The sequence below is a fragment of the Pedobacter sp. Bi27 genome (assembly GCF_918698255.1).
Classification (GTDB): Bacteria; Bacteroidota; Bacteroidia; order Sphingobacteriales; family Sphingobacteriaceae; genus Pedobacter.
The window spans coordinates 270,760-296,135 of the sequence record NZ_CAKKMW010000003.1 but is presented as its reverse complement, the minus strand read 5'-3'; the positions used below and the strand labels follow the sequence as shown (position 1 = coordinate 296,135).

General features: G+C 37.4%; 20 protein-coding genes. All 20 read right to left on the bottom strand.

Translation table 11 applies throughout. The features are described 5' to 3' along the window. Nucleotides 1-79: 79 nt before the first annotated feature. Nucleotides 80-1,396, bottom strand: coding sequence for a DUF4302 domain-containing protein (locus LQ227_RS11415; RefSeq protein ID WP_230144479.1), 1,317 nt, complete (start codon nt 1,394-1,396; stop codon nt 80-82). Nucleotides 1,397-1,407: 11 nt separating this feature from the next. After that, complete coding sequence (locus LQ227_RS11410) at nt 1,408-2,736, bottom strand: substrate import-associated zinc metallohydrolase lipoprotein (RefSeq protein ID WP_230144478.1); 1,329 nt, start codon at nt 2,734-2,736, stop codon at nt 1,408-1,410. 16 nt (nt 2,737-2,752) lie between these two features. Beyond that, nucleotides 2,753-4,207: a RagB/SusD family nutrient uptake outer membrane protein gene (locus LQ227_RS11405; RefSeq protein WP_230144477.1), complete on the bottom strand. Its 1,455-nt coding sequence runs from the start codon at nt 4,205-4,207 to the stop codon at nt 2,753-2,755. A gap of 11 nt (nt 4,208-4,218) precedes the next feature. Next, nucleotides 4,219-7,806: a SusC/RagA family TonB-linked outer membrane protein gene (locus LQ227_RS11400; RefSeq protein WP_230149411.1), complete on the bottom strand. Its 3,588-nt coding sequence runs from the start codon at nt 7,804-7,806 to the stop codon at nt 4,219-4,221. Nucleotides 7,807-8,153: 347 nt separating this feature from the next. Next, nucleotides 8,154-9,314, bottom strand: a complete 1,161-nt coding sequence (locus LQ227_RS11395; RefSeq protein WP_230149410.1) for a FecR family protein — start codon at nt 9,312-9,314, stop codon at nt 8,154-8,156. Nucleotides 9,315-9,376: 62 nt separating this feature from the next. Continuing rightward, nucleotides 9,377-9,976 carry an RNA polymerase sigma-70 factor gene (locus LQ227_RS11390; RefSeq protein WP_230149409.1) on the bottom strand — a complete coding sequence of 200 codons (600 nt, stop codon included), beginning with the start codon at nt 9,974-9,976 and terminating at the stop codon, nt 9,377-9,379. A gap of 177 nt (nt 9,977-10,153) precedes the next feature. Continuing rightward, the gene (locus LQ227_RS11385; protein WP_230144473.1) at nt 10,154-10,696 is read right to left on the bottom strand and encodes a DUF420 domain-containing protein; all 543 of its coding nucleotides are present in this window, start codon (nt 10,694-10,696) and stop codon (nt 10,154-10,156) included. Between the two features lie 83 nt (nt 10,697-10,779). Beyond that, complete coding sequence (locus LQ227_RS11380) at nt 10,780-11,475, bottom strand: SCO family protein (protein WP_230144472.1); 696 nt, start codon at nt 11,473-11,475, stop codon at nt 10,780-10,782. Continuing rightward, complete coding sequence (locus LQ227_RS11375) at nt 11,475-11,828, bottom strand: cytochrome C oxidase subunit IV family protein (RefSeq protein ID WP_083505300.1); 354 nt, start codon at nt 11,826-11,828, stop codon at nt 11,475-11,477. The genes LQ227_RS11380 and LQ227_RS11375 overlap by 1 nt, the downstream gene beginning before the upstream one ends. Before the next feature lie 25 nt (nt 11,829-11,853). Further along, nucleotides 11,854-12,561: a cytochrome c oxidase subunit 3 gene (locus tag LQ227_RS11370; RefSeq protein WP_230144471.1), complete on the bottom strand. Its 708-nt coding sequence runs from the start codon at nt 12,559-12,561 to the stop codon at nt 11,854-11,856. Nucleotides 12,562-12,592: 31 nt separating this feature from the next. Then, nucleotides 12,593-13,159: a cytochrome c oxidase subunit 3 gene (locus LQ227_RS11365; protein WP_230144470.1), complete on the bottom strand. Its 567-nt coding sequence runs from the start codon at nt 13,157-13,159 to the stop codon at nt 12,593-12,595. A gap of 15 nt (nt 13,160-13,174) precedes the next feature. Then, complete coding sequence (gene cyoE, locus LQ227_RS11360) at nt 13,175-14,083, bottom strand: heme o synthase (protein WP_230149407.1); 909 nt, start codon at nt 14,081-14,083, stop codon at nt 13,175-13,177. A gap of 12 nt (nt 14,084-14,095) precedes the next feature. Next, nucleotides 14,096-15,154, bottom strand: coding sequence for a heme A synthase (locus LQ227_RS11355; RefSeq protein WP_230149405.1), 1,059 nt, complete (start codon nt 15,152-15,154; stop codon nt 14,096-14,098). Between the two features lie 82 nt (nt 15,155-15,236). Next, the gene (locus LQ227_RS11350; protein ID WP_230144468.1) at nt 15,237-17,117 is read right to left on the bottom strand and encodes a cbb3-type cytochrome c oxidase subunit I; all 1,881 of its coding nucleotides are present in this window, start codon (nt 17,115-17,117) and stop codon (nt 15,237-15,239) included. A 23-nt stretch (nt 17,118-17,140) separates the two neighbouring features. Next, complete coding sequence (locus LQ227_RS11345; RefSeq protein ID WP_230144467.1) at nt 17,141-18,373, bottom strand: cytochrome c oxidase subunit II; 1,233 nt, start codon at nt 18,371-18,373, stop codon at nt 17,141-17,143. A gap of 69 nt (nt 18,374-18,442) precedes the next feature. After that, nucleotides 18,443-19,666, bottom strand: a complete 1,224-nt coding sequence (locus LQ227_RS11340; protein WP_230144466.1) for a quinol:cytochrome C oxidoreductase — start codon at nt 19,664-19,666, stop codon at nt 18,443-18,445. Nucleotides 19,667-19,681: 15 nt separating this feature from the next. Then, on the bottom strand, nt 19,682-20,287 hold the full coding sequence (locus tag LQ227_RS11335; RefSeq protein ID WP_230144465.1) for a cytochrome c: 606 nt from the start codon (nt 20,285-20,287) through the stop codon (nt 19,682-19,684). Next, on the bottom strand, nt 20,259-20,795 hold the full coding sequence (locus LQ227_RS11330; protein WP_132402965.1) for a DUF3341 domain-containing protein: 537 nt from the start codon (nt 20,793-20,795) through the stop codon (nt 20,259-20,261). Before LQ227_RS11330 ends, LQ227_RS11335 begins: the two co-directional genes overlap by 29 nt. A gap of 2 nt (nt 20,796-20,797) precedes the next feature. Then, nucleotides 20,798-22,270 (bottom strand): NrfD/PsrC family molybdoenzyme membrane anchor subunit, encoded by a 1,473-nt coding sequence (gene nrfD, locus LQ227_RS11325; RefSeq protein ID WP_057931705.1) that lies wholly within the window; start codon nt 22,268-22,270, stop codon nt 20,798-20,800. 26 nt (nt 22,271-22,296) lie between these two features. Further along, nucleotides 22,297-25,329 carry a TAT-variant-translocated molybdopterin oxidoreductase gene (locus LQ227_RS11320; RefSeq protein ID WP_230149403.1) on the bottom strand — a complete coding sequence of 1,011 codons (3,033 nt, stop codon included), beginning with the start codon at nt 25,327-25,329 and terminating at the stop codon, nt 22,297-22,299. Nucleotides 25,330-25,376: the final 47 nt, after the last annotated feature.

Sequence of the window (25,376 nt, the reverse complement as noted above, 5' to 3'; positions counted from 1 at the left end):
GGTTTAAAAATTATGTCATAAAAAACCCTTGCTTTTTAGGGCAAGGGTTACGGGAGAGAGAGATTAAAATTTATATTAGTTACAGCGTACCATAAAAAAATGATGCTGCGTCAATAGTCCTATAAAGTCCGCCAAGTAAAGGTGCATTTGGGTTGGTGCTAGTTACCCAATCAATTTTAAATGGACCAGTTAGAAAATAATTCTGAATATCAATTAATTGTGTTGTTCTTGCGACCCAATTGCTATCATAAATTGGATTACTCAACGTAATTACTCCATTCTCCATAACATAATTGTATGTAGCAACCGCTGTAAGAGTAGTTGTACCATTATTATTTTGGGTAGTCACTGTTGCGGTATTATTACTCGTTAATGCAAAACGGACAGCTACAAGTGTACGGGATGGGACAAGTGTAGTTGCAAACTTGGTTACACTTGCCTGATATGCAACATTAAATCCCGATGTAACACCTAATGGTAAACTCGTCCCAATATTAATACTTCTATACGCAAAAGCAGATGGGAAACCAAACTGTAATGATAGTGGTATAATAGGAACTGGAGAATTTTGCACATTAATCCTGGTAGTACCAACCATAATATAATAAGCCTTACTAGCCGAATCGTATAGTAGTTCATTGAAATAAGTACCTCCGTAATTTAAATAAGCACTTAGCGAAAGTTTATTGATGCCATAAGCAAAAGTTACATTTTTCGTTTGCACAATACCTTTACTATCTAAATAGGTTAGTTTCATGGTTTTTGAAGTTGGATCGATAGATAATGCCCCCTTTGTTCCATCAGCAAATTGTAAATACGGATATTTATTAGCTGCAACATATGCCGTATTTGCATCGGTCATGGTTTTCAAACCACCCGCCAAAATACTTTGGCTCTCGGCAGCAGATAAAGTTACCATCGACATTTTATTTCCATAAAATGTTCCTTCAAATTTTAAGGTATCGCCAGCAATACCAGCAAAAGCAAATTCAAAGTCAGATTTTAAACCGCTAGCATTTGCCCCGCCACTAATACTCGCATCAGGATCGGCTATTAAATGAATATAGTTATAAGTATCAAAAATTAAAGTTGGCCTTTGCAAGGCTTTTAACCTATAGGTACTTGTTTGTGTTGCGCCAGATGATGTGTTGTTCACATCACCCATCATATCTACCTTTCCATCTGCCAAAAATTTAAAATAAAAAGAGAAACCTTTTCCGCCCGAAGGGTAAATGGTGGCTTTCCATCCATTTGATGCAGCTACTAATTTAGCTTGGTTGGCAACCAGTTCTGCTGTTAATCTGGTATCAGGATCGTCCAAAATAGGATCAGAATCCCTTTTACAACTGACCATTAACAAAACAACAAGCGCTATATATAAAAATTTATTTTTCATGTTCTATAAAATTAATTTCCTAAAACGCCATAAGTGAATGAAGCAGCATTGGTAGTTTTTCTGAAGCCACCATATTCAATCCTCATATCTGGAGTATAAAAATAATTTAACAATAAAGGACTTTGCACAAAATAACCCGTTAACGGGGCAACAGCCGGAGCAATCACATTTGCATTTGCATCTCTGGTGGTAGCGGTAAAGGTAACCTGGTTTCCAGTTGCAGCGTAAGTATGGGTAAATAACCCAGTATAGGCTGTTCCAATTGCTGTTCCTGCGGTAGCATGAAAATTAACCTTCATTTGCATTTCTGTTGCGCTGGTAAATGTAATTGTCATATTGTCCAGTTCATATTTTGCAGTGGTATTTAAAGCCAAGAGTGCCGTCTTAGCATTATTATAGGCTGTGGTAAACTCATCTGATAAACCTGTAGTGGTTACCGGGTTAATGTTCACCGAGCTAAATGCTTTACCAAAACCTAAATAGCCAGATAAATTTATCGGTGACAAATCATTGAAAGATTTTTGTACCCTGGTTTGTAATCCATAAAAATCTATGCCCCAGGTTTGCTTAAAATAGGCTACAACCAGTGCTTCTTTTGCCCTGATAGCGGTTACAGCAGTAGTAGAAGTGTTGGCTTTAAGCAATGTCTCGTAACCCGACTTACCTTCGGTTAACATAATAGAAACCATTTCGGCATAATCTTCGCCTGGCGCAGCCTGTGCATATTGACTAATGAAACCATTAGCTGCAAAGCCTGTACTATTGTTCCAATCGGCAGTATAACCAGCAGGTGTAATCTGCTGAAATTCTTTCTGATAAGTGATCGTTTGGTTTAAAATATGCGTAAATTCATGGTGAATGGTTTTCAAAACTCTTTTCGCTACAGAACGTTCAGATTTATCGAAATTGTTTACATTAAACAAAGTTACTTTAACTCCACCTTCAGCTTCTCCTAGTGTAACGGTACCTCCAGAGTTATACTGAAGACTTCCAACTAAAACATATTGTTTAGGAGAATATTTTTTTATAAAATCTGCACCTGCTTCAGCAGTATAAGGATCAATCCACGAGCCTTTTACTACTTCCATTAATGGCTGCACCTTATCGTACTTTACTGGTGTAAGGGTTTTACTATTATCATACTCTGTACCATCCCATCTGTATTTTACATATAGATTGTAAGGTTGGGTAAAGTTGTCAAACAGCCATTTATCAAGGGTAGTTTCTGCCCAGGTATCTCCACCTAATCCAACAATTTCGCGGTTAAGGTTTTCATCTTCTTTTTTACAACCAGAACCCGCAACTAAGAGCGCTAGCATTAAAATATATAATTTTTTCATGTTGATAAAATTTAGGTTATCTAGGATTTTGTTGCATTCCTGCTAAGGTTACTTCACTTGGCAACTGCCAAACTTTTCTCAAATCATCAGCTGCTAACTCTACATTATTTCCATCTGGATCCAGGTGACTAACAGGTAACTTATACCTTAAAATATCCATCCAACGCATTCCTTCTTCTACAAACTCTGCCCTTTTCAAATCCAACAAAGCGTATATATATGCTTGTTTGACATCGGAGGTTCTTGAAGTGTAAAAGCTCTTAATTTTAGCATCAGTAAAATTGTGGGTAGATGCTACATAACCGGTAACTCTTTGGCTGATTAATGTATTCATATCAACCAAAGCATCGCTAAGTCTGTCTCTCATAATATAAGCTTCGGCTCTATTCAACAAAACCTCTTCAGTAGTTAATAGTGTTTGCATCACATATCCAACTCCAGTGCTTGCATTTATACTGGTCCGTACAAAATGTTCGTAATGTTTAGGGATAAAGTAAAAGGTTGAAGAGTTAGAGTATCGCTGATATGCATTTAAGCTTATACCTAATGGGGCAGTAATCGTATTCAACCTATTTTGGCTTAGAGAATAGATCGTAGTTTTGTAATTCCTGGCGCTCCAAGATGCAGTTTCTGCCAACAACAAATTACCAGGATTTGCAGCACTCGACATGTTTTGAGCAACTTCATTTGAACCACCTGTTGGTGCAGAATAAGCGAACCAAGGTCTTACGTTTGTAGCAAAGTTGTTAGAAGGGAAAGCCAGATTAGCATAGGTAATCACCTTCTCATAATCTTTCTTAAACAAATAAAAACGTGTAGCAAAAGCATTTGCCGCTTTACGGGTAAAGTGATAAGCAGGTACTCTATAAAGTTCGTCTTTTATTAGCGGAATGCCTTCAAGCAAATCTTTTTCTATCTGCTCGTAAACATAAGCCACCGTTTTACGATCGTAATTTCTCAGCACCACTGTTTCTGGCTTGGTAACATATGGAATACCTAAATCTGAAGCCGCTGTTGCACTATCATAACATTTCGAAAAGAAAGTAACCAACATAAAGTGTGCATAAGCTCTTGCTACTAGTGCCTCTCCTCTTTGATGTGTATAATTCTGTTGATCTGTTGCTTTATCAATTGCATCCAGCGCCTGGTTTGCAGCGGCAATTGCTTCGTAACAGTTATTCCAATAGTTATTTGGCGTGTCCTGTCCAGTGCCCTGAACATCTCTCCAGTAGTAAGCATCTCTATTTTCAGGTTTATCAAGTCCTGTTAAACTCACGAAAGATGGGTTATCAGACATTGCTTCTGCTACCATCACATAACTTCCACCAGGATAAGCTGTAACCAATAATTCAGAAACTTTCTCAGGTGTGTTTAATTTGGTACGCTGATCTGGCGATACCTCTAAATATTTCTTACAGCCTGAACCAAATGCTGCAAGAGTGATGAACGTATAAATTATATATTTCTTCATTTTAATTCTTATTAAATACCAACTTTTAGGGATAAAGTAATTTGTCTGGGTATTGGCAATGCTACACCACCAGATCCAAAAAACTCAGGATCTTGCCCTTTTAGTTTTTTATCAGCATAGATTAACCAAATGTTATTTCCTTGCAGTTTTAACGATAACGAGTTTAAACCGATTGATTTTGCATATTTTGTAGATAAGTTATATGCAAGCGAAACCTGTTTCAGTCGTACAAAAGAACCATCAGCAACTCGATCTGAAGAATAATTGTATGCCGTATAAGGATAAGTACCTGTTAAAGATTTTCTCAATAAATAATCGGCAATTGATGGCACATTGGTAATAGCTTCATCACCTGGTAAAGTCCATCTATCTAAAAACTCTCTCGGCATGGCATCACTATCATCATAATTAGTTGCAAAAACATTTGTTAACCTTATTTTATTTCCAGCTTGATAAGAAACAAATACGTTTAAAGCGAAATTTTTATAATTGAAAGTATTATTCAAACCACCAGTATAAAGTGGATCAACAGCGCCTTCATATTTAAGGTAATCAGTAGTTGTGCTTTGTACATATACATTACTGCTGGTTACACCACTTTCGTTTGTAAATACTGGAACACCTAAACTATTTAGTTTTTGAAAGTCGATAGAATATAATCCTCTCACCGCACCACCTTCTTTAGGCCCGCCTTCCGGGATAATTAAATCATAAATACGTGGTTTGCTTTTTAAATTGGTAATGGTGTTTTTATTGTATCCAAACGTAAAGGTGGTATTCCATTTAAAATCGGCTGTTTTAACAGGCATACCACTTAAGTTTACTTCAAATCCATGCGAATTCATATCAGCATAATTAGCTGATTTTGTAAACTCACCGCCGATACCGGAGGTTCTAAAGTTGCCGATAAGATCAAAACCTTTTCTATTATAATAATCCAATGATACATTTAAACGGCTTTGGAACAAACCTAAGTCTACCCCAATGTTTGCTTCATATTGTTTTTCCCAGGTAAGTTCCGAATTCTCTAAACCATTTAAAGTAATGCGGGGCTCTACTTCAGATAATCTTGGCCTTAAAGTAGTGCTATTGGCTAAAACTACAGATGAGTTAGTAGCACTACCCATACTTGCTGTTAAACCGTAGCCGCCTCTTACTTTTAAGTAACTTATTTGCGAAATGTTTTTAATAAATTCTTCTTGATCTACGTTCCAGGCTGCACTTAACGTCCAGGTTGGAAGCCATCTTGCAACGGCACTTTCACCCAAACGGTTACTTCCATCATATCTGAATGTTCCATTAAATACATATTTAGAATCGTAAGAATAACTACCGTTTAAAAAGAAAGCTGCATATCTATCAAAAAATCTATCCATACCATAGTAATTATAATTTCCTTCTAGTAGCATTTTAATGATCCTATAGTCAATAAATGGTTCGCCCCCTTTATCGTATTGGTAACCATATCCATTATTGAAACTGTTTTGGCGGTTTGCAAATTTGATCTCTTGACCAATAAAGGCACCAAGTGCATGTTTACCAAAATCTTGTTTCCAATCTATTTGATTTCTTACGTTGAAGTTTAAGAGATAATCATCATTTCTATTATAGAATCCTCCTTGAGGAAGTACACTTTCTTTATCAATAATTTCTGGATGATCTGGATCATCGTATAAGAAAATATTGGCATTGGCAATAGTAGAATTTGGCGCATAACGGTAAGCTGTAGCCATGTTAGAATACTCAGTAATTTTGTGCTCGCGGGTTGTTTTAACATAACGCATTGCACCTACCGATCTGAACTCAAAGTTTTTAATAAACTTGTAGTTAAATTCCCCTTGCATTTTCATATCCAACATATCCAAATCGATGTGGTTGTTTTCTGTTTCGTTAAGGATATTAAATGGTGCATAATTTCTGGTAAAATATTCCAGATTACCATTATCATCAAAGGCCCTAATTGTTCGGCTAGTATTTAATGCATAGCTGAAAGGATTGATATCAAAATCACGTGTATACGTTCCTTCTACTACATTACTGGTTCTACCCAATGTGCCTGGAGCTCTTTGTTGCCTATATGCACCTGTAGCTAATAAGCCAATATTAATTTTAGGGGAAAGTGTATAATTTCCACGAAGGTTCATGGTATATCGCTTCACGTTATCAGCAATAGACCATCCATTATCATTATAGTAACCAACTGAGAAATAATGCTGTGATTTTTCAGAACCCGAAGAAATACTGATTGAATGTTCTTGTACAAAAGAATTTTTGAAAAGTACATCAAACCAGTCGGTATTAGCTGTTGCATATTTTCGCAAAAATGCTGCTCTTCCTTCTGGCGTATTAACAACACCAAATTGACCGGTACTACTGTTATACTTATTAATTTCCTGGTACATTTTAGCAAAAACACCTCCGTTCATTCCGTTTACGATGTTTGGAGATAATCCACCTTTTCTATAAACTTCCGCGTACAAAGACATCTGATCTGCAGAATTCATGATATTGTACGAATCGTAATCTGGTTTTAAGAACGAAGAAAAGTTACCACTATAATTAATAGTTGTATTTCCAATCTTTCCTTTTTTGGTGGTAATTACCACCACGCCATTCATGGCTCTGGCACCATAAAGTGCAGTTGCAGATGCGTCTTTTAAAATATTAAAGCTTTCAATATCATCGGCATTTATTCCTGCTACCGATGAACCGATTAACGTTAAAGCGTCTCCACTCGACAACTGATCGTTAGAAATGTTAACAATATCCTCCAATACAATTCCGTCAACTACCCAAAGAGGCTTATTCTCTCCTGAAATGGAAGTAGCTCCACGAACACGGATTTTCGGTGCTGTACCAAAAGTACCCGAAACGTTCTGCACCGAAACCCCTGCAACACGGCCCTCTAACATCCGGCTAACATCCACAACACCATCTTGCTTTACATCGCTTCCCTTAACGGTCGTTGCAGATCCGGTAAATAACTTTTTCTGTATATTTTGGTAACCAGTGGATACTACATCAACCGTTTTTAGATCATTAACATTTTCTTTCAGGTTTACGTTAATTTTCGTGCGGTTATTAACCTCCAGTTCAATTGTGTTATAACCTACATAACTAAAAACAAGTGTACCCGCATCACTTACTCTAATGGTATATTCACCATTTGCGTTGGTTGTCGTAGAGTTTGTCGTTCCCTTTTCACGGATACTTGCACCTGGGATTCCACTCCCATTATCATCCGATACCCTTCCTTTTACTTCAATAACAGCAAAATAGTTGACAATCTTATCGAAAATACTCTTCTCTTTTGGTTTGATTAAAATTGTTTTATCTTCAATAGTATAGGTTAAATCCCGACCAGAAATAATCTTAGTCATTACTTCTTCTATAGTTGCATTATTAAAATTGGCATTTAAAGTAGTAGTGCTTTTAATGGTGTTGGTTGATAATAATACATCGTAACCAGATTGCTGTCTGATTTCCCTAAACATTTTTTCTAATGTTACATTTCTTTCTTTTAATGTAACCAGCTGGCCAAATGAAGCTGCACTTACCTGCATTAGCGAGGCAAGTAATATGACCGTAACTAACTTCATAATTAATAGCAATTTAGGTATGTAGCGTCGATGCGTACATAAAATTCTAATATAAATTTTGTACATTTAATAGTCTGTTTTTGTGCGAAGCGCAATAAAGTTTAGACGCCAAAAAGCGTTTCGCGGTTATCCAAGAAATAATTAATTTTAATCGATTCCGGTTTACGGAATAGCTAAACAGATAATAAAGGGGGTGTTGCAAGCACTCCTTTTTTATTTATTCAACTTTTGAATCGTTAGGAGGTTTGTCGAAGTATATTCATTTAGTTGTAGTGGTTTTAGGTTATTGTTGATTAATTAGTTTTGTTTTTAGAGATAAAGGTTAGTTACGCCTTCATCTTTTCAGGTTATTCTTTATAGACAATAACTTTATTGCCTTTAATATCGAAACGTACTTCACCAGTTTGCTCAAGTTTGGTTAACACTTTCGATATTTTTTCAAAACGGCTTACCGTTCCGTAGTACATCACATTTTTTGCATCCGCATCTGCGTATTCTATTTCTACATTATACCAACGGGCAACTTTACGTAAAATGCTTTCTTGCCGTTCGTTATCGAACATAAAATAGCCGTTTTTCCATGCTATTGCTTCATCAACATTTACTTCTTTTACATCCATGCCAGAAACAGATACCAAAGATTGCTCGCCAGGTTTAAGCACCTCGCTCTCATTGGTAGTATTATGTGAAACTCGTACGCTTCCTTCCAACAAAGTAGTTTTAGTTACCCTTTCATCTTTATAACTATTAATATTAAAGTGCGTACCCAATACCTCAACAGACTGTTTATCGGTTTCTACAATAAAAGGATGTGCTACATTTTTAGCTACTTCAAAATAAGCCTCCCCATCTAATTTCACCAAGCGCTGCTTAGCCGTTCCGATATTTAACGAATACTGAATTGAAGATGCTGCATTTAGCCAAACAGTAGAACCATCGGGCAACTGGATTTGCCATTCGCCACCATTTGGGGTTGAAATGGTATTTAAGCTCGCATCATTTACATTTTCTGATCCAGCCATGTTATACACCAATTGACCATCGGCAGTTTTGGTGATAGAGAAGCCGGCTTCTTTGGCAACATCGCCATTCATCGCATCTGAAAGTGAAATTTTCTTTCCATCGGCCAGGGTGAGAATAGCTTTATTTTTTCCCGGCGCCACGTCACTAACAAAAACGTGCTCTTTCTTTTTCTGTAAAGAGAGGTAAGCGGTGAATGAAAACACAATAAAAACAACTGCAGCAGCAGCCCATTTTAAGCGCTTCATTAAAATCCGTTTAGGCGATCGGCTTGGTTTGTCTACAGCCAAAATTTTATTTAGAACCGGATTCCATTTTTCCTCGACAACATTAGGCGCATGCTCTTCTTCTGCGATAATCATTTTCACGATTTCGTCAGAAAGCAATGATGTGCTGTTTTCTGCTAAAATTAAAAGTTCTTCCCTTTCGGCCTCGCTTAAGGTCTTAGCTGTAAACTGTTGTAAGAGATAATGTATACGTTCTTCCATAAAGATTCTGATACTAAGAAGCAGCAAAAGAAAATTAGGACTATCGGGATATTAATTTTTTTCTATTTTATTTTCAAAAAAGAAAAAACAATTGGAAAAAAGAATACAATCCCATGTTGATCGAGGTGTATACGTATCGATTTAAGGGCAATTACCAGGGCATTTTTAACCGTATTAGGCGAGATATTGAGTATTTCGGCAATTTCAGGTATGGTTTTACCATCGCGTCTGCTCAATTGATATATATTTTTGCGTTGATCAGGTAATTTTTCAACAGCAATAGCAATAATTTTCGTCACCTCATTTAAATTAATGGTTTCTACGGTATTGTTATGGCTATTTTGTTGCTTAGCCACAAATGCATCCACAACTCTATCTTCTTTTAATTTTTTACGCAAGTAGCTTAAACATTCGTTAGAAACATATTTATATAGATAGGCTTTCATATTATCGACTTCAGCTAATTTATCGCGATTTAGCCAAACCCTTAAAAATGAATCTTGAATAATTTCTTCAGCGGCATCTTCAGATTTAGAGAACTTAGCGGCAAAAATGTGGAGTACAGGAAGATATTTGAAGAACAAAACAGAAAAAGCCTGCTCATCTCCCTCTACGATTTTTTCTATAAGCTTACGTTCATCTTCTGTCCTTCCTGGCGCCATAAATTAGTCGATCTACCTGCTCATCTACAAATTATAAGTGTTTTTTTTGAGATGTAATATACATAAAAGTGAAAAAAAAATTGGGTTAAAACAAATATGATGTTCTGGCTAAGTAACATTAAATAAAAAAAACCTTACTTGTTAGGTAAGGCTTCAGCACTTTCTAAGCGAAAAACGCTAATATTGATAATATGGTGAAATCATCAAATAGACCACTACACCAGTTATTGCAACATAAAGCCATAATGGAAATGTAATTCTTGCAATTTTTCTATGGCGATCGAAACGCTCGGCCAATGCCCTTACATAAGTAACCAAAACCAGAGGAATAATGGCTATTGACAATAGGATATGCGTTAACAAGATAAAGAAGTAGGCATATTTAATGGCACCATCACCACCAAATTTGGTAGATGGGGTAGTCATATGATAAGCGATATACATTACCAAAAACAATAAAGAACAGCCGATAGCGGTTTTCATCAAGTTTTGGTGCAATTGTATTTTACCATTTTTTATGGCCCAAACCGCAACCACCAACAGTACAGCCGTAATTCCGTTAATGGTAGCATATATTGGCGGTAAAAAAGGAAGTGTAGGTGCATTGATACCTAAATCTTTTAGTTTTACTACGAATAAAAATGCTACTGCTAGGGGTATAAAAATAGAAAGAATGATGATCCACTTGCTATACTTTTTCTCAATTGGGCTATTTTCCATGAGTTTTTTAAATCTCTTTATATTATTATTATTTTGTATCGACTTCCGACTCCAAACGCTAAAAACCCTAACTGCTAAGCCAATTACCTGCCGTCTTTAACGTTCCGCAAATACTCTGCAATAAGTACTTTTATTTCGTCCTCCAACCTGGCGTTTGCCTCGGCGTTATCTGCATCATAAATACCACGTATACGGTGTAGATTATCGATAAGTACTATTTTATTGCTAAAAATAAAATTGGTTTTCTCTTTCGTTTCATCTGTTACTACATCAAGTAACAAACCTTTCCTGATCAGCGGATAAGTTTGAATGGTATCACCAACCAGAAAATCCCATTTTCCAGCTTTTGCCTTAAAATGCTCCGCAAAATCTTTTATTCTACCTTTATCAAGTGGATCGACAGAGAGGCTTAAAAACTTAACCAAAGGTTTTAGCTCATACCCATCAGATAATTTCTTAATGTATTTACTTGTTTCCTGGTTGTTGGCACCGGTATAAAATAAATTTAGTACCACAATCTTGTTCGCGAGCGATTTCCAGGTAATGGTATCGTTATGTTGGTTTACGAGTTTAAAATCAGGAACCAGGTGATAAATGGTATCTGGTATTTTTTTCCCTTTTTCGCTATGAAAGGTTGATGCAACAACTTTCTCACCAAAGATGGGTAAACGCTTATACCTGTTCTTTGCAAAGTGTGGCAATAAGTAAAAAAACAAAAATCCCGGTATAGCTAAAATGCTTACCAGGATTATTACCTTTTTTATAGGACTTCTTTTCATTAATGGTTCATCATGTGGATGTTTAAGAACCCACCTTCTATCAGCATTAAAACAATAAAGTAAATAATGAAAATAAATGATACCGTTAATGCAAGCTGTAAGCCCAATTTCTCAAACTTTAAGTGCATAAAATAAGCTACGATATAAAATGCCTTTACCAAAGTTAAAGCGATATAAATGTAGTTACCGATATGCTGAGGAATATGATGCCCTGGAATAAGCCAAAGTGCTATAATAAACTCAATACCTGTAATTAGTGATAAAATACCTGCTACTTTCCAGATTTTGGCTTTATTCATTCCTGCATGTTCGCCATGCTCATGGCCTTCTGTTGTATGTGCGTGCTCTGACATAAAAATATTTTTATAATATGATAAATTAAACCAAATAGAAGAATGTAAATACAAACACCCAAACTAAATCAACAAAGTGCCAGTATAAACCCACTTTTTCTACCATCAAATAGTGTCCTCTTTTCTCAAAACTTCCATTAATGGTCATCACTAATATGATGATATTAATTAAAACACCAGTAAATACGTGGAAACCATGGAAACCGGTAATGGTGAAGAACAGGTTAGAAAATTGCTGTGCCGATACTAAAGATACCTCACCTGTAAATAAATGATGTAATGTTTCCATCGGTGGAATTTTTCCCCATCCAAAACCTTCATGGAATAAGTGTGTCCACTCTAAAGCCTGGCAGCCCAAGAACATAAAACCACCAATAATAGTAGCAACCATCCACCAGATTACTTCTTTTTTTGCACGACGGTGACCAGCCTCAACAGCCATAACCATGGTTACGGAACTAAGAATTAATATAAAAGTCATGATACCCACAAAAACTAACGGGGCACCGCTTTCTTTTAATCCAGGGATTGATTGGAAAACCAAATCCGGATCAGGCCATGTTAATTTAGAAAAACGCTGAGCGCCGTAGTAGATCAATAAAGATGAAAAGGTAAAAGCATCTGACAAAAGGAAAAACCACATCATGATTTTACCATATTCTACCGACCACGGAGAACGACCACCATTCCATGGTCCGGTTTTAACTTGATCTAATTGTGATACTGCATTCATTTGGAAATAGTATAATAGTTTGTTAACAAATTTAACGGTTCAAAAGTAAAAAAACATACAGATATATCCATAATATATCTATAAAATGCCAAAAAATAGAAGCAATTTCCATTCTATACTGGACTTTGGCAACAGGCAGGCTTTTATAACTTCCTGCTAAAGCATTAATAATAAGGCCAACACCGCCAATAATGTGTAATAAGTGCATGCCAGATACCACATAAATAAATGATATTGCTGCGTTATTTCCTACTAGGGTTGCACCGGTCCGCACCATACTTCCCCAGGCATTAAACTGCATTACACCAAAAGCGACGGCTAATATTACGGTAATCCACAGCATATTGCGCTGTAAGCTAAAGTTCAGTTTCTTTAAAGCCTTTGATGCAAGCACCAAAGTAATGCTACTGGCAATAATTACCAAACTAGAGTAAATAAAAGCATCTGGTAAAACCAAACCATGCCCCTTTCCCTTCGAAGCGGCAAATACCAGATAATAACTGGTAAAACCACCAAACATAATTGTTGATGATACGACAAATAACCAAACAATAAATTTCCTTGGTTTAGGGTCAAACGTATCCTGCATCTTTTCCATTGTTAGCACCATAAATTATTTTGCTATAAAATTTAATAATAAACCCAACTGTACTGCCGGGATGTAAAAAAACGAACAGAACATTACTTTCTTGGCATCAGCCAATTCTCTGCTCATTAAAAGTTTAAAAGCCAGCCAGCTAAAAATAAGTCCGGCTATTAATGATAAACCAGCAATGTAGTATCCACCAAAACCATATAGCGTTGGCAGTAAACTTACCGGAATTAAAATTAATGTACTTAAAAAGGTAAGCAAAGCAGAGGTTTTATCTCTTTTCTTGGTAGGCAACAACCTAAAACCTGCTTTCTTATAATCATCATCCAAAACCCAGGCAATTGCCCAGAAATGTGGAAACTGCCATACAAACTGGATTAAAAACAGAATGCCTGCAATGTGATAATCAATTTCGTGGAACATTTCGGCTTTTAAACTGCCAAATGCTGCTAAATACCCAATAAGCGGTGGTAAAGCACCTGGAATAGCACCTACAAAAACTGCTATTGGCGATTTTCTTTTCAATGGTGTATAGGCAAAGGCATACAAAAGGATCGAAAATACAGAGAGCAAACCTGTTTCCAGATTTAATTTCCCTAATAACCAGGTACCTAAAAATGCCATAAAAACCCCAAGAATCAAACCCTGTCCGGTAGTCATTCTGCCTGCTGGCATAGGGCGATCTTTAGTTCTAGACATTAACTTATCTAAGTCTTTCTCGATAATTTCGTTAAAACAGTTTGCAGCAGCGGTTACTAAAAAACCACCGGCAATCAATATTAACCAGTTTCCCCAATCGATACTAGGGATATGGCCTCTACCCACCTGCATTTTCTGTCCGATCAAAAAAGAGATCGACGCCGAAAACACCACCGTAAACGATAGCCTGAATTTGATAAGTTTAGAAAAATCTGAAAGATATTGCTTCAATTTTCTTAAATATTATTGTTTATATGTACTTGTTCGGTAAACCAATAAGTACAGGTAAAACTGTAAACTAAATAACAGCGTAGAGAATAAAATATGCAATGCCTGCGCTGCCGGTGGGAAAGCTATATATGCCAAAGCGAAACCACTTAATAACTGTATGAGAAGCGTTATTAACATAAACCTTGCAGTTAACAACGGTGCAGCCTTACCGCTAAAACGGTCGATAACCATTTTATACACTACTGCATTTGCAATTACTACGAGTATAGCTAAATCACGGTGATAAGAGAATACTTCTCCTACTTTCGAAATCCATGTATTCTTGTTTCCGTAAGAGAGCGACTTTGCAATAACATCTACCGCTTCTCTAACCTCGGTTCCTAAAACAATCTGAACGATACTAATTAGGAGGGTAAAAAACAAAAATCCTTTTAGCCATGCTATACGGTACATAATTACAGAAGGCGCTTTGTTCAATTGCTTCGCATAATTGTAGGTATAAATAGATATCGCTAAAATAACCAGCGCTAACAACATGTGTACGGTTACCACCCATTGTGCCAGGTTGGTAGAAACCACTATAGAACCTAACCAGCCTTGGTATCCCACTACAAAAAGATTTAGGATACTGAGTACAATAATTCGTTTAGCTGTTTTGCGGTAGGCAAATGAGTATACAACTGTTAAAAACAGGAATATTCCCGCGGCTACCCCAGCCAATCTGTTCAGATATTCGGTCCAGGTTTTAGTTGGATTAAATTCTTCAGGTATGGTGATACTCTTATCGTGTCTAATGCTATCAGCTAAGGCTACTTTGCCCATGCTTTCCAGGTATTTGGCAAACTTTTCATTCTTCTTTAACCTACCTGCTACGTATTTCTCTTTATAATTGGCAGGAAGTTGCGATACATCAGTTGGCGGAATGTAACGATCGAAACATTTCGGCCAATCCGGACAACCCATGCCAGATCCGGTACTGCGTACAATACCACCGGCAAGTATAACCAATAGCGTAACTATAATGGTTATAAGATTAATTCTAATGAAACGTTGTTCTGATCTGCTGACCATATATCTATTAAGATGAAAAGGGTATCCGGATAAGCAGAAACTTAATCAGATACCCCTTTTAAAATTTTATTTTAAGCCTAAACTAGCCCTTGCTTTCTGCAACAGGGTTAGCCAATTCCCAATCTTGCTGTATTTTTTCTGCTTCTGCATTTCCTTCAAAATCGTGAGGCAAGTTAGAGCTCATGGTTTGAGAGAATGGAACAGTTTGAGGAATAAAATCGGCATCATGTCCTGGTTTGCTATAGTCATAAGGCCATCTGTAAACCGTAGGAATTTCTCCTGGCCAGTTACCGTGAAGGTGTTCTACTGGAGCAGTCCACTCTAATGTATTCGATTCCCAAGGATTTTGAGGAGATACTTTTCCTTTAAAGATTGAATAAAAGAAGTTAAATAAGAACGCTACCTGAGCTAGTGCTGCCATAATAGCTGCCCATGTTACAAATACGTTAACAGTTAACCATTTCTTCATAAATTCAAACTCGGTAAATGCATAGTAACGACGAGGTACACCATCTAAACCTAAGAAGTGAAGTGGGAAGAATACCAGGTAAGCTGCAATGAAAGTTAACCAGAAGTGTAAATATCCTAATTTAGCATTCATCATTCTACCGAACATTTTAGGAAACCAGTGATACACACCTGCAAGCATACCAAAGATTGCTGCCGATCCCATTACCAAGTGGAAGTGGGCAACAACAAAGTAGGTATCGTGTAAGTTAATATCTAATGAAGCATTTCCTAAGAAGATACCGGTTAAACCACCAGAAATAAAGAATGAAACTAAACCAATAGCAAATAACATTGCTGGAGTGAAACGGATGTTACCACGCCATAATGTGGCTAAGTAGTTAAAGGTTTTTACTGCCGATGGTACTGCAATGATTAACGTTGTAATCATAAACACACCACCCAACAATGGATTCATACCGGTTACAAACATATGGTGACCCCATACGATGAATGATAATACGGTAATACCAATTAAAGAGTAAACCATTGCATGGTAACCAAAGATTGGTTTACGTGAGTTTACAGAGATAACCTCAGATGAGATACCTAAAGCTGGCATAATTACGATATATACCTCAGGGTGACCTAAGAACCAGAATAAGTGTTGCCATAAAATTGGCGAGCCACCTTCATTTGGCAAAATATCGGTACCCATTACGATATCTGATAAGTAGAAACTTGTTCCAAAACTACGATCGAATACCATTAATACTACCCCAGCTACAAGAACAGGGAAAGATAAGATACCTAAAATAGCGGTCAAAAAGAAAGCCCAGATGGTTAATGGCATTTTCCAAAGGTCCATACCTTTAGTACGCATGTTTAAAATTGTACTTACGTAGTTAATACCACCCATTAAAGATGATGCTACGAAAAGTACCATACTGATTAACCACAAAGTCATACCTAAACCAGAACCTGGCATTGCTTTCGCAACAACCGATAACGGCGGATAAACCGTCCAACCACCAGATGCAGGACCTGTTTGGATAAAGAATGAAGACATCATGATCACACAGGCCATAAAGAAGAACCAGTATGAAAGCATGTTTAAGAATGGCGATGCCATATCTCTTGCTCCAATTTGAAGCGGAATAAGTAAGTTACTAAATGTACCACTCAATCCGGCGGTTAGTACAAAGAATACCATGATGGTACCGTGAATGGTTACCAAAGCCAGATAAAAGTCGGGTTTAATACGGCCACCTTCAGCCCATTTACCTAAAAATGTTTCTAAGAAAGGGAAGTTTTGATCTGGCCATGCCAATTGAATACGGAATAAAATTGATAAGCCCATTGCTATTACCGCCATAATAATACCGGTAATCAAAAATTGCTTAGCAATCATTTTATGATCCATACTAAAGATGTACTTTGAAATCAAAGTCTCTTTATGATGCCCATGATCAGCGTGATCGTGATTGTGTTCGTCGTGTAATGCTATTGTTGACATAATTCGTTCGCTCCTGCTTAATATTATTTATTTAAAGCCATTTGGTTAGTTTTCACAGCTGCTGAATCTTTAGCTGCTGAATCTGCTACTGATTTTACAGGTGCAGGTGCCACTGGCAAATTAAATTGTTTTCTTAAATCGTCGTTTAAGTATGTTTTCTGTTCGGCAATCCAAGTTTTGTATTCGGCCTCAGAAACTACACGTACCACTTTTTGCATGTTGTAGTGACCGGCACCGCAAATTTTAGCACATAAGAAAAGGTACTTAAAGTTAGGATCGTTAGTTTCTTGCTGCATTTCTGCAGTAGTTTTTGTAGGCGTAAACTCAAATATAGTTCTCATACCTGGTACGGTATTTAACTGTACCCTGAAGTGTGGCATGTAAAAACTGTGAATTACATCTTTACTGGTTAAGATCAATTTAACTGGTTTACCAACAGGAAGAACCATTTCATCAGCCATCTCATCATCGCGAGAGTTGATATCTTTGAAATCGATACCCAATGTATTGGTAGCTGTAGTTAATTTGTAGTTTTTGTTCCCTACTATTCCATCAGCTCCAGGATAACGGATAGACCATTTAAACTGCTCAGAAGTAACTTCTATCTGCAATGGTTTGTTGTTTGGATCTTCAACTTTGAAGAAAATAGATCTCCAGGTTAAGAATCCCATTAATACCAAAACAGTTAACACTAAAGCCGGAACGATTGTCCAGATTTTTTCGATGGTATTATTGTGTGGATAGTAGTAAGCTTTTCTTTTAGCTGAGTATTTATAGATGTAAGAAAATCCGAATAGTAAGATGTGGGTAACTACAAATACAATGGTGGTAATGATTAATGTTAAATTAAACATCTCATCAATTTTCTTTCCGTGCTCAGATGCCGCATCAGGAAGTAACATTGCCCCATGTACTGTATATTCCCAATATACACCATATAAACCGATCACTAAAAACAGCGCAAATAAACTTGCGTGTACCCTGTTCCAGTTAATACCAACAGGTTTACCTTGTGCCTCGCGGCTTAATTCATATACTTTTATTGCTTTACCAATAATTGCAATGAATAAGCATACGGCAAGGAAAACCAGAATATAAAATATTACCGATTTATAAACCTCGCCCATATCAACTTTCGGTGCCGCGGCAGCACCTGCTGCTGCATCTTGCGCAAATACGCTAGTGTTTGCAAAAACAGTAATCAATACTGCTAAAGCTGCGGTCGTTTTATTCGTTATAAACTTTCTTAAACTCATTTTCTTAAAAGTAGTACGCTGTACTGCTAATTATAATAATAATTAAATATTTGCTTTATCCTATCACCACTACAGTTGATGATGCAAACTTTCTTGTAATAATGGGTGGTTCTTTGCAATTAACGGTTTTTTGCTTAATGATGTTAAAACCGTAAAGGTAAACAATCCTACGAAACCTATTGCAGTACCAATTTCAATGATACCAAAACCATTATGTCCATCTTCTACCGCTCCTGGCATAATCATTTGGTAGTAATCTACCCAGTGACCTAAAAGTACCACAATAGAAACGAACAATAATTTTGCATCTGTTCTTTTGTTATCTCTGTCCATTAATAATAATACTGGCGCTAAGAAGTTCATGGCCAGGTTTAAGAAAAACCAGAACTTGTAATATTCAAAGCGTTTGTAGAAATATACAGTCTCTTCAGGCATGTTTGCATAGTAGATCAATAAGAATTGAGCAAACCATACGTAAGTCCAGAAGATAGAGAAACCGAAGATAAACTGACCTAAATTGTGTAAGTGGCTATTGTTAACCCATTGCATATAACCAGCTCTTCTTAATAAGATAAGAATAATAGCAATAGTAGCTAAACTGCTTACCCACATAGCGGCGAAGTTATACCAACCGAACATGGTTGAGAACCAGTGCGCCTCTAATGACATTACGGTATCGAAAGCAAAAATCGGTGTTGTAAAACCGTAAATTACCAAGAAGATACAGGCATTTTTAAAGCTTTTTCTGTAAGAATTTAAACCACCTGCTAAATCTTCGTTGTATGAAAACTTAACAAACATGATCGAAAATATACTATAGATACCTAAGAACACCACTTGGCGACCTAAGAAAAAAGGTACATTTAAGAATACTGCCTTACCAGCGATTAATGAATCGTAGTTAGGGCTTTTTGGATCTGTTAATCCATCAGCATGCCAGTGGTGATAAAGGTTATGTGTATATAAACCTGCCGAAATTACTACAACAAGTATTACAGCTGCAATAGGCAATGTTTTTGCCATAGCTTGTGGTACACGTAAAATTGATGCAGACCAACCTGCTTGAGCTACATATTGAACAGCCAGGAAAAATGTACCCGACATACAAACGCATGCAAAGTAATATGCCATAAGCAACAGGTTAGCAAAAGTACGCTCGTGCATTACTTTATCGCCGGCTAAGAAACCGAACAATACAGCTGCAATACCGATAACGATACCAACAATGCTTAAGGTTTTTACTTTACCTGTAAACTCAAACTGTTCACTAAAATTAATATTGTGAGTTCCCATTTATATTCTGCTTTACTATTGTCCTTTTTGTAATTGTTGAACATACATCACCACTTTCCAACGATCTGTTGGTGAGATTTGCGAAGCATGCGAGCCCATGTTATTTACACCGTATGTAATGGTGTGGTAAATTTTACCTGCGGTAAGGTCAACCATGTTACCACCTCTAGAAGATGAGCCTGTTTGATAAGCAGGTACACCACTAAATTTCTCAATTTTAACTAAGTGTCCTTGTCCATCACCTTTTTCTCCGTGGCAAGGGCTACAGAAAACGGTAAATAAGTGTTTACCCTGAGCTAAATTAACAGTATCTACTGGTAAAGGGTTAACCATACTCACACCTGCTGCTTCATATCCTTCTTTTGTATTAGGATACTCATCATATTCAGTAAAACCTACTGGTTTAGTATGTGCAGGTGGCAACTGAGCTGTTTTACCATCTTTAAAATTTTTGTTTGGCTGATCTGGATTGTAAGCAATCGGATCATACATGTTTCTGGCATATTCCAGGCCAGTACTGCGTTTATCTTTACAAGCAGAAAAGGTAGCTGCAAAAGCGATAGCTAAAAACGCCGTGTAAACAAATTTTTTCTTATTCATAGCTAATGTACTTCCTTTCATTATACTTTATTTCTAAAGCACCTGCATCTTTTAATAATCCATCAATTACAGTATGTTCTATATTGTCTTTTGCATCAACTGCAATAACAAAACGATCATCAGTCGCACGTAAATCCATCACTCTTGGTGCTCTTCCCGGAAATAAGTGAGTAGATGCATAATAAGTTAACACCATACCAAAAGCACAGAATAATACTGTAAGCTCGAACATTATCGGAATAAAATCCGGTAATGCGAATGATGGTTTACCACCTATGTTTACTCTCCAATCGATTACTGCGCAGAAATAAATCAAAGCGAATGCACAGCAAGTACCGGTAATACCAAAGCAAAATGCTGCGATATCGATTCTAGATCTTTTAATTCCTAATTTGGCTTCTATTCCGTGTATAGGCATCGGTGTATATACATCATGAATGCTGATGTTATTTTCCTGAAGCTTTTCGATGCCGTGCATCATTTCGTCAGGATCGCCAAAGCTGCCTAAAATATATTTGATATCACTCATTGTTATATTTTTGCGTAATCTTCTTGTTTAACACTATCAAATTTTTCTAAAGACTCTACGTATTCTGCAACGTATTCTTTATTCTCATGCCCTTCTTTAATCTGTTTCATTTTGGCTTGCTCACTTGCAGTTTTTAATAATAATTTAACCTCTGCTATAGCGATTGATGGCAATACTCTTAAGAATAATAAGAATAAAGTAAAGAACAAACCAATTGAACCTACGAATACACTGATATCAACCCATGTTGGATAGAACATTGCCCAACTTGATGGAATATAATCGCGGTGCAATGAAGTAACGATAATTACGAAACGCTCGAACCACATACCCACGTTTACCACGATTGATAAAATCCAGGTAGCTTTAATGCTTAAACGGATCTTTTTGAACCATAACAACTGTGGAGAGATTACGTTACAAGTCATCATCATCCAGTACGACCACCAGTAAGGACCAGTAGATCTGTTGATAAATGCGTATTGCTCATACTCAGAACCTGAATACCAGGCGATGAAGAACTCAGTTAAATAAGCCACACCAACGATTGATCCGGTTAAGATGATGATTTTATTCATCGACTCAATGTGGAACATGGTGATGTAGTTTTCTAAGCCCAATACTTTACGTGCAACCAATAATAAGGTTAATACCATCGCAAATCCAGAGAAAATCGCTCCAGCAACAAAGTATGGAGGGAAGATGGTCGTGTGCCATCCCGGAATTACCGAAGTTGCAAAGTCCATTGATACAATGGTGTGTACCGAAAGTACAAGTGGTGTAGAGATACCTGCTAAGATTAACGACACCGCTTCGAAACGTTGCCATGTTTTAACACTTCCACTCCATCCAAAAGAGAAGATAGAATAGATTTTTCTACGTGTACCCACTGCACGGTCGCGGATGGTAGCGATATCTGGTAATAAACCTGTGTACCAGAATAATAATGATACAGAGAAGTAAGTCGAGATCGCAAACATATCCCACACCAATGGTGAGTTAAAGTTTACCCAAAGTGATCCGAATTGGTTTGGTAAAGGTAAAACCCAATAAGCTAACCAAGGACGGCCCATGTGCGATACAACGTAAGTTGCGGCACAGATTACGGCGAAAATAGTCATCGCCTCTGCCGAACGGTTGATGGAGTTACGCCAGTTCTGGCGGAAGAGTAATAGTACTGCTGAAATTAGTGTTCCAGCGTGACCGATACCTACCCACCATACGAAACCGGTGATATCCCAAGCCCAACCAACTGTTTTATTTAAACCCCATGCACCGATACCGTTCCAGAAAGTGTAGCTTACTGCCACTACCCAAAGTAAAGCACCTAATGAGGCAACGATGAAACCAATCCACCAAGCCTTGTTCGGCTTGTTTTCTACCGGGCTTAAAATATCATCCGTAATTTTTGCATACGTGATGTTATCTCCGGTAATTAATGGTTCTCTAAGTATTGATTCGTTATGTCCTGACATAATTTGTATTTTCTTTATACTAAAGCTTACGCTTGTACTGTTGTATCTGTATTTCTAATTTTTGTCATGTATCCGATACCCGGTTTCACGTTGATCTCTTCTAATACGTAGTAGATACGCTCAGAACGTAATGCTTTTGAAACCTCTGAATTTGGATCGTTTGCATCACCAAATACAATTGCATTTGCTGAACAAGCTTCCTGACAAGCCATTTTAATATCACCATCTTTTAATGGACGTTTCTCCAGTTTAGCTTGTAATTTGCCACCTTGTATACGTTGAATACACATAGAGCATTTTTCCATTACCCCTCTCGAACGTGTAGTTACATCAGGGTTTAAAACTAATTGGGTAAACTCGTTATTTAAATAGTTATCGAAACGTGAATCGTTCCAGTAGTTAAACCAGTTGAAACGACGTACTTTATACGGACAGTTATTCGCACAGTAACGTGTACCTACGCAACGGTTATAAGCCATGTGGTTTAAACCATCACTTGAGTGTACTGTTGCCAATACCGGACAAACTGTTTCGCAAGGTGCGTGATCACAGTGTTGGCACAACATTGGCTGGTGAACCACAGAAACGTGATCTAAGTCTTCTAACTTAGCAATTTCTTTCTCTCTGGTTACATCACCGTCTTTAGTTTCGTAGCTGTAATAACGGTCGATACGGATCCAGTGCATTTCACGACGACGGCGAACCTCATCACGGCCTACAACAGGAATGTTGTTTTCTACGTTACAAGCAACAATACAAGAACCACAACCTGTACAGGCATTCAAATCGATTGCCATCACCCAGTTGTTACCTGGTTTTTCGTATTGATCCCAAAGATCGTAATCTTTATGCTCGCCTTTTTCGTTACCAGCTCCAGAATTTTTCAAGTACTCCTTAAAAGTAGCTTCTTTAATCACTGCACGGCCCTCGAAAGAGTGGTGAGTTTGTGTTTGAGCCAATTCGTAATAACCGCCTGTTGGGGTAATGGTTACCGAAGTAGCATATTGGAAAGTTCCATTTACAAAAGAAACAAAAGGGAAAGCATTTTTACCTACATCGTTACCCGCTTTACCAGTTTTGGTACGGCCATAACCTAATGCGATAGATGCAGTTCCTTGTGCTTGTCCTGGCTGGATCAATACCGGAAGATCTACTGAGTATCCGTTGCTGGCCTTAACCGTTACAACATCAAATTCTTTAACTTTTAATTTCTCGGCAAATTTTGGTGCAAGTGCAACATAGTTATCCCAGGTTACTTTAGAAACCGGATCAGGTAGTTCTTGTAAGAATGCATTGTTTGCATTTTTACCATCACGCATCGGGATGCTTTCGTAAACCTGTAATTCTACTTCTTTAGCTAAAGCTTTGCTGCTATTCGCAATTGAAGTAGCAACTTGTGCTAAAGATTGAGTAAATGAATACGCTCCAGCAGTTTTTGCTGCTACAGTAACCACACCTTTGTCTAAAACTTCTTCCCATTTCAAACCAACAGCTGGTAACATTTTAGCTTCCCAGTTGCTGCGTACAAACTGATAGTAATCTTTAACAGGAGCATCAGCCCAGGTTAATAAACTCTCTTCAGCCTGGCGGCTATTGAAAACAGGGTTGATAGTTGGTTGAACGATAGAATAATATCCTTCGTAAGCGTTTGCATCACCCCATGATTCTAAGTAGTTATGGTTAATTGCAATGGCATCACAAGCGGTTGCAGTTTCATCAGCACGATCAGAGAATGAAATTTTAGCAGGAACCTTAGCTAATGCATCAGTAAATGCTTTTGCATTTGCAGCATCGTAAACGGGGTTACTGTTTAAGAATAAAACAGCACCAACTTCGCCACGGTTCATTTCAGCAACTAAGCCATTAAATTCGGCATCGTTACCAGCATATAAATAACAAGGGTTATCCAAATCGATAGTTGTACCATAACTTCCGATAGCGGCGTTAATGGCATTTACTAAAATCTGAGTAGAAACATCGTTCGAACCGCAAACTACAAGGCCTTTACCTTTAGCTTGTACCAATTCTTTAGCTACCAATTTAATTACTTTATCGGCAGTGGTGTTGTTACCTAACGTTCCGCCAGGTAAAGCACTACCGGTAATTGCATTGTATAAGGCAATTAAAGCAGGTCCTTCTTCCGATAATTTAACCGGAACACGGGTATCTGCATTGGTACCTGTTAAGCTCATTCCACTTTCGAACTGAATGTGGCGGCTCATTTTTTTATTTTCTAACGATTTGTAGTTACGGTTAGCAGTATACTGAGCAGTAAACTCTTCTCCGCTAATCCAGGTACCTAAGAAATCGGCACTGAAACTTACAATTAAATCGGCCTTATCAAAGTTGTATTTAGGTAAAACTGCTTTACCGAAACTGTTTTGGTTGGCCTGGATAATACCAGTATAAGAAACCGCATCGTACTGAACCAGTTTAGCAGCAGGATATTTTGCAATAAACTGTGCAATAACTGCATTAGTTGATGGGCTGTTTACAGTTGATGCTACAATACGGATTTTCTTTCCACCCGCCTGTGCTTTTGCCAACTCGCCTTTTACAAAGCTGTCGATTTTTGCCCAGGTAGTTTCTTCAACTTTTCCATCTTTTACTAAAGCTGGTGCTTTTAGTTTAGATACATCATATAAATCTAAAACCGAAGCTTGCGCTCTCGCATCTGTACCGCAGTTAAATTGACCCGCATTTGGATTTGGTTCAATTTTAATCGGGCGTCCCTCTCTTGTTTTAACTAAAATACTCTGGCCATTAAAGCTCGAAGTATAATAGTTAGGAATACCTGGAGTAACCTCTTCAGGCTTTACCAGGTAAGGAATAGATTTATGAACAGGGGCAGTTTGACAGGCTGCCAAAGTTACTGCACCTAAACCAAAACCTAACGCCTTTAAAAAGTCGCGGCGTGGGGTAACGGTACTTAACCCTGCTTCATTTAAAACATCTTCTATTGGAAGTGGCTCGGCGAATTCGTTTTTGCTATTCTTAACAAAATCGGGGGTATTGTTATACTCCTCTAAGCCTTTCCAGTATTTTTTGTTGCTTTCCATTTAAGCTATATTACTGTTTATTCGAACGTTCTTACTAAACTCTATCT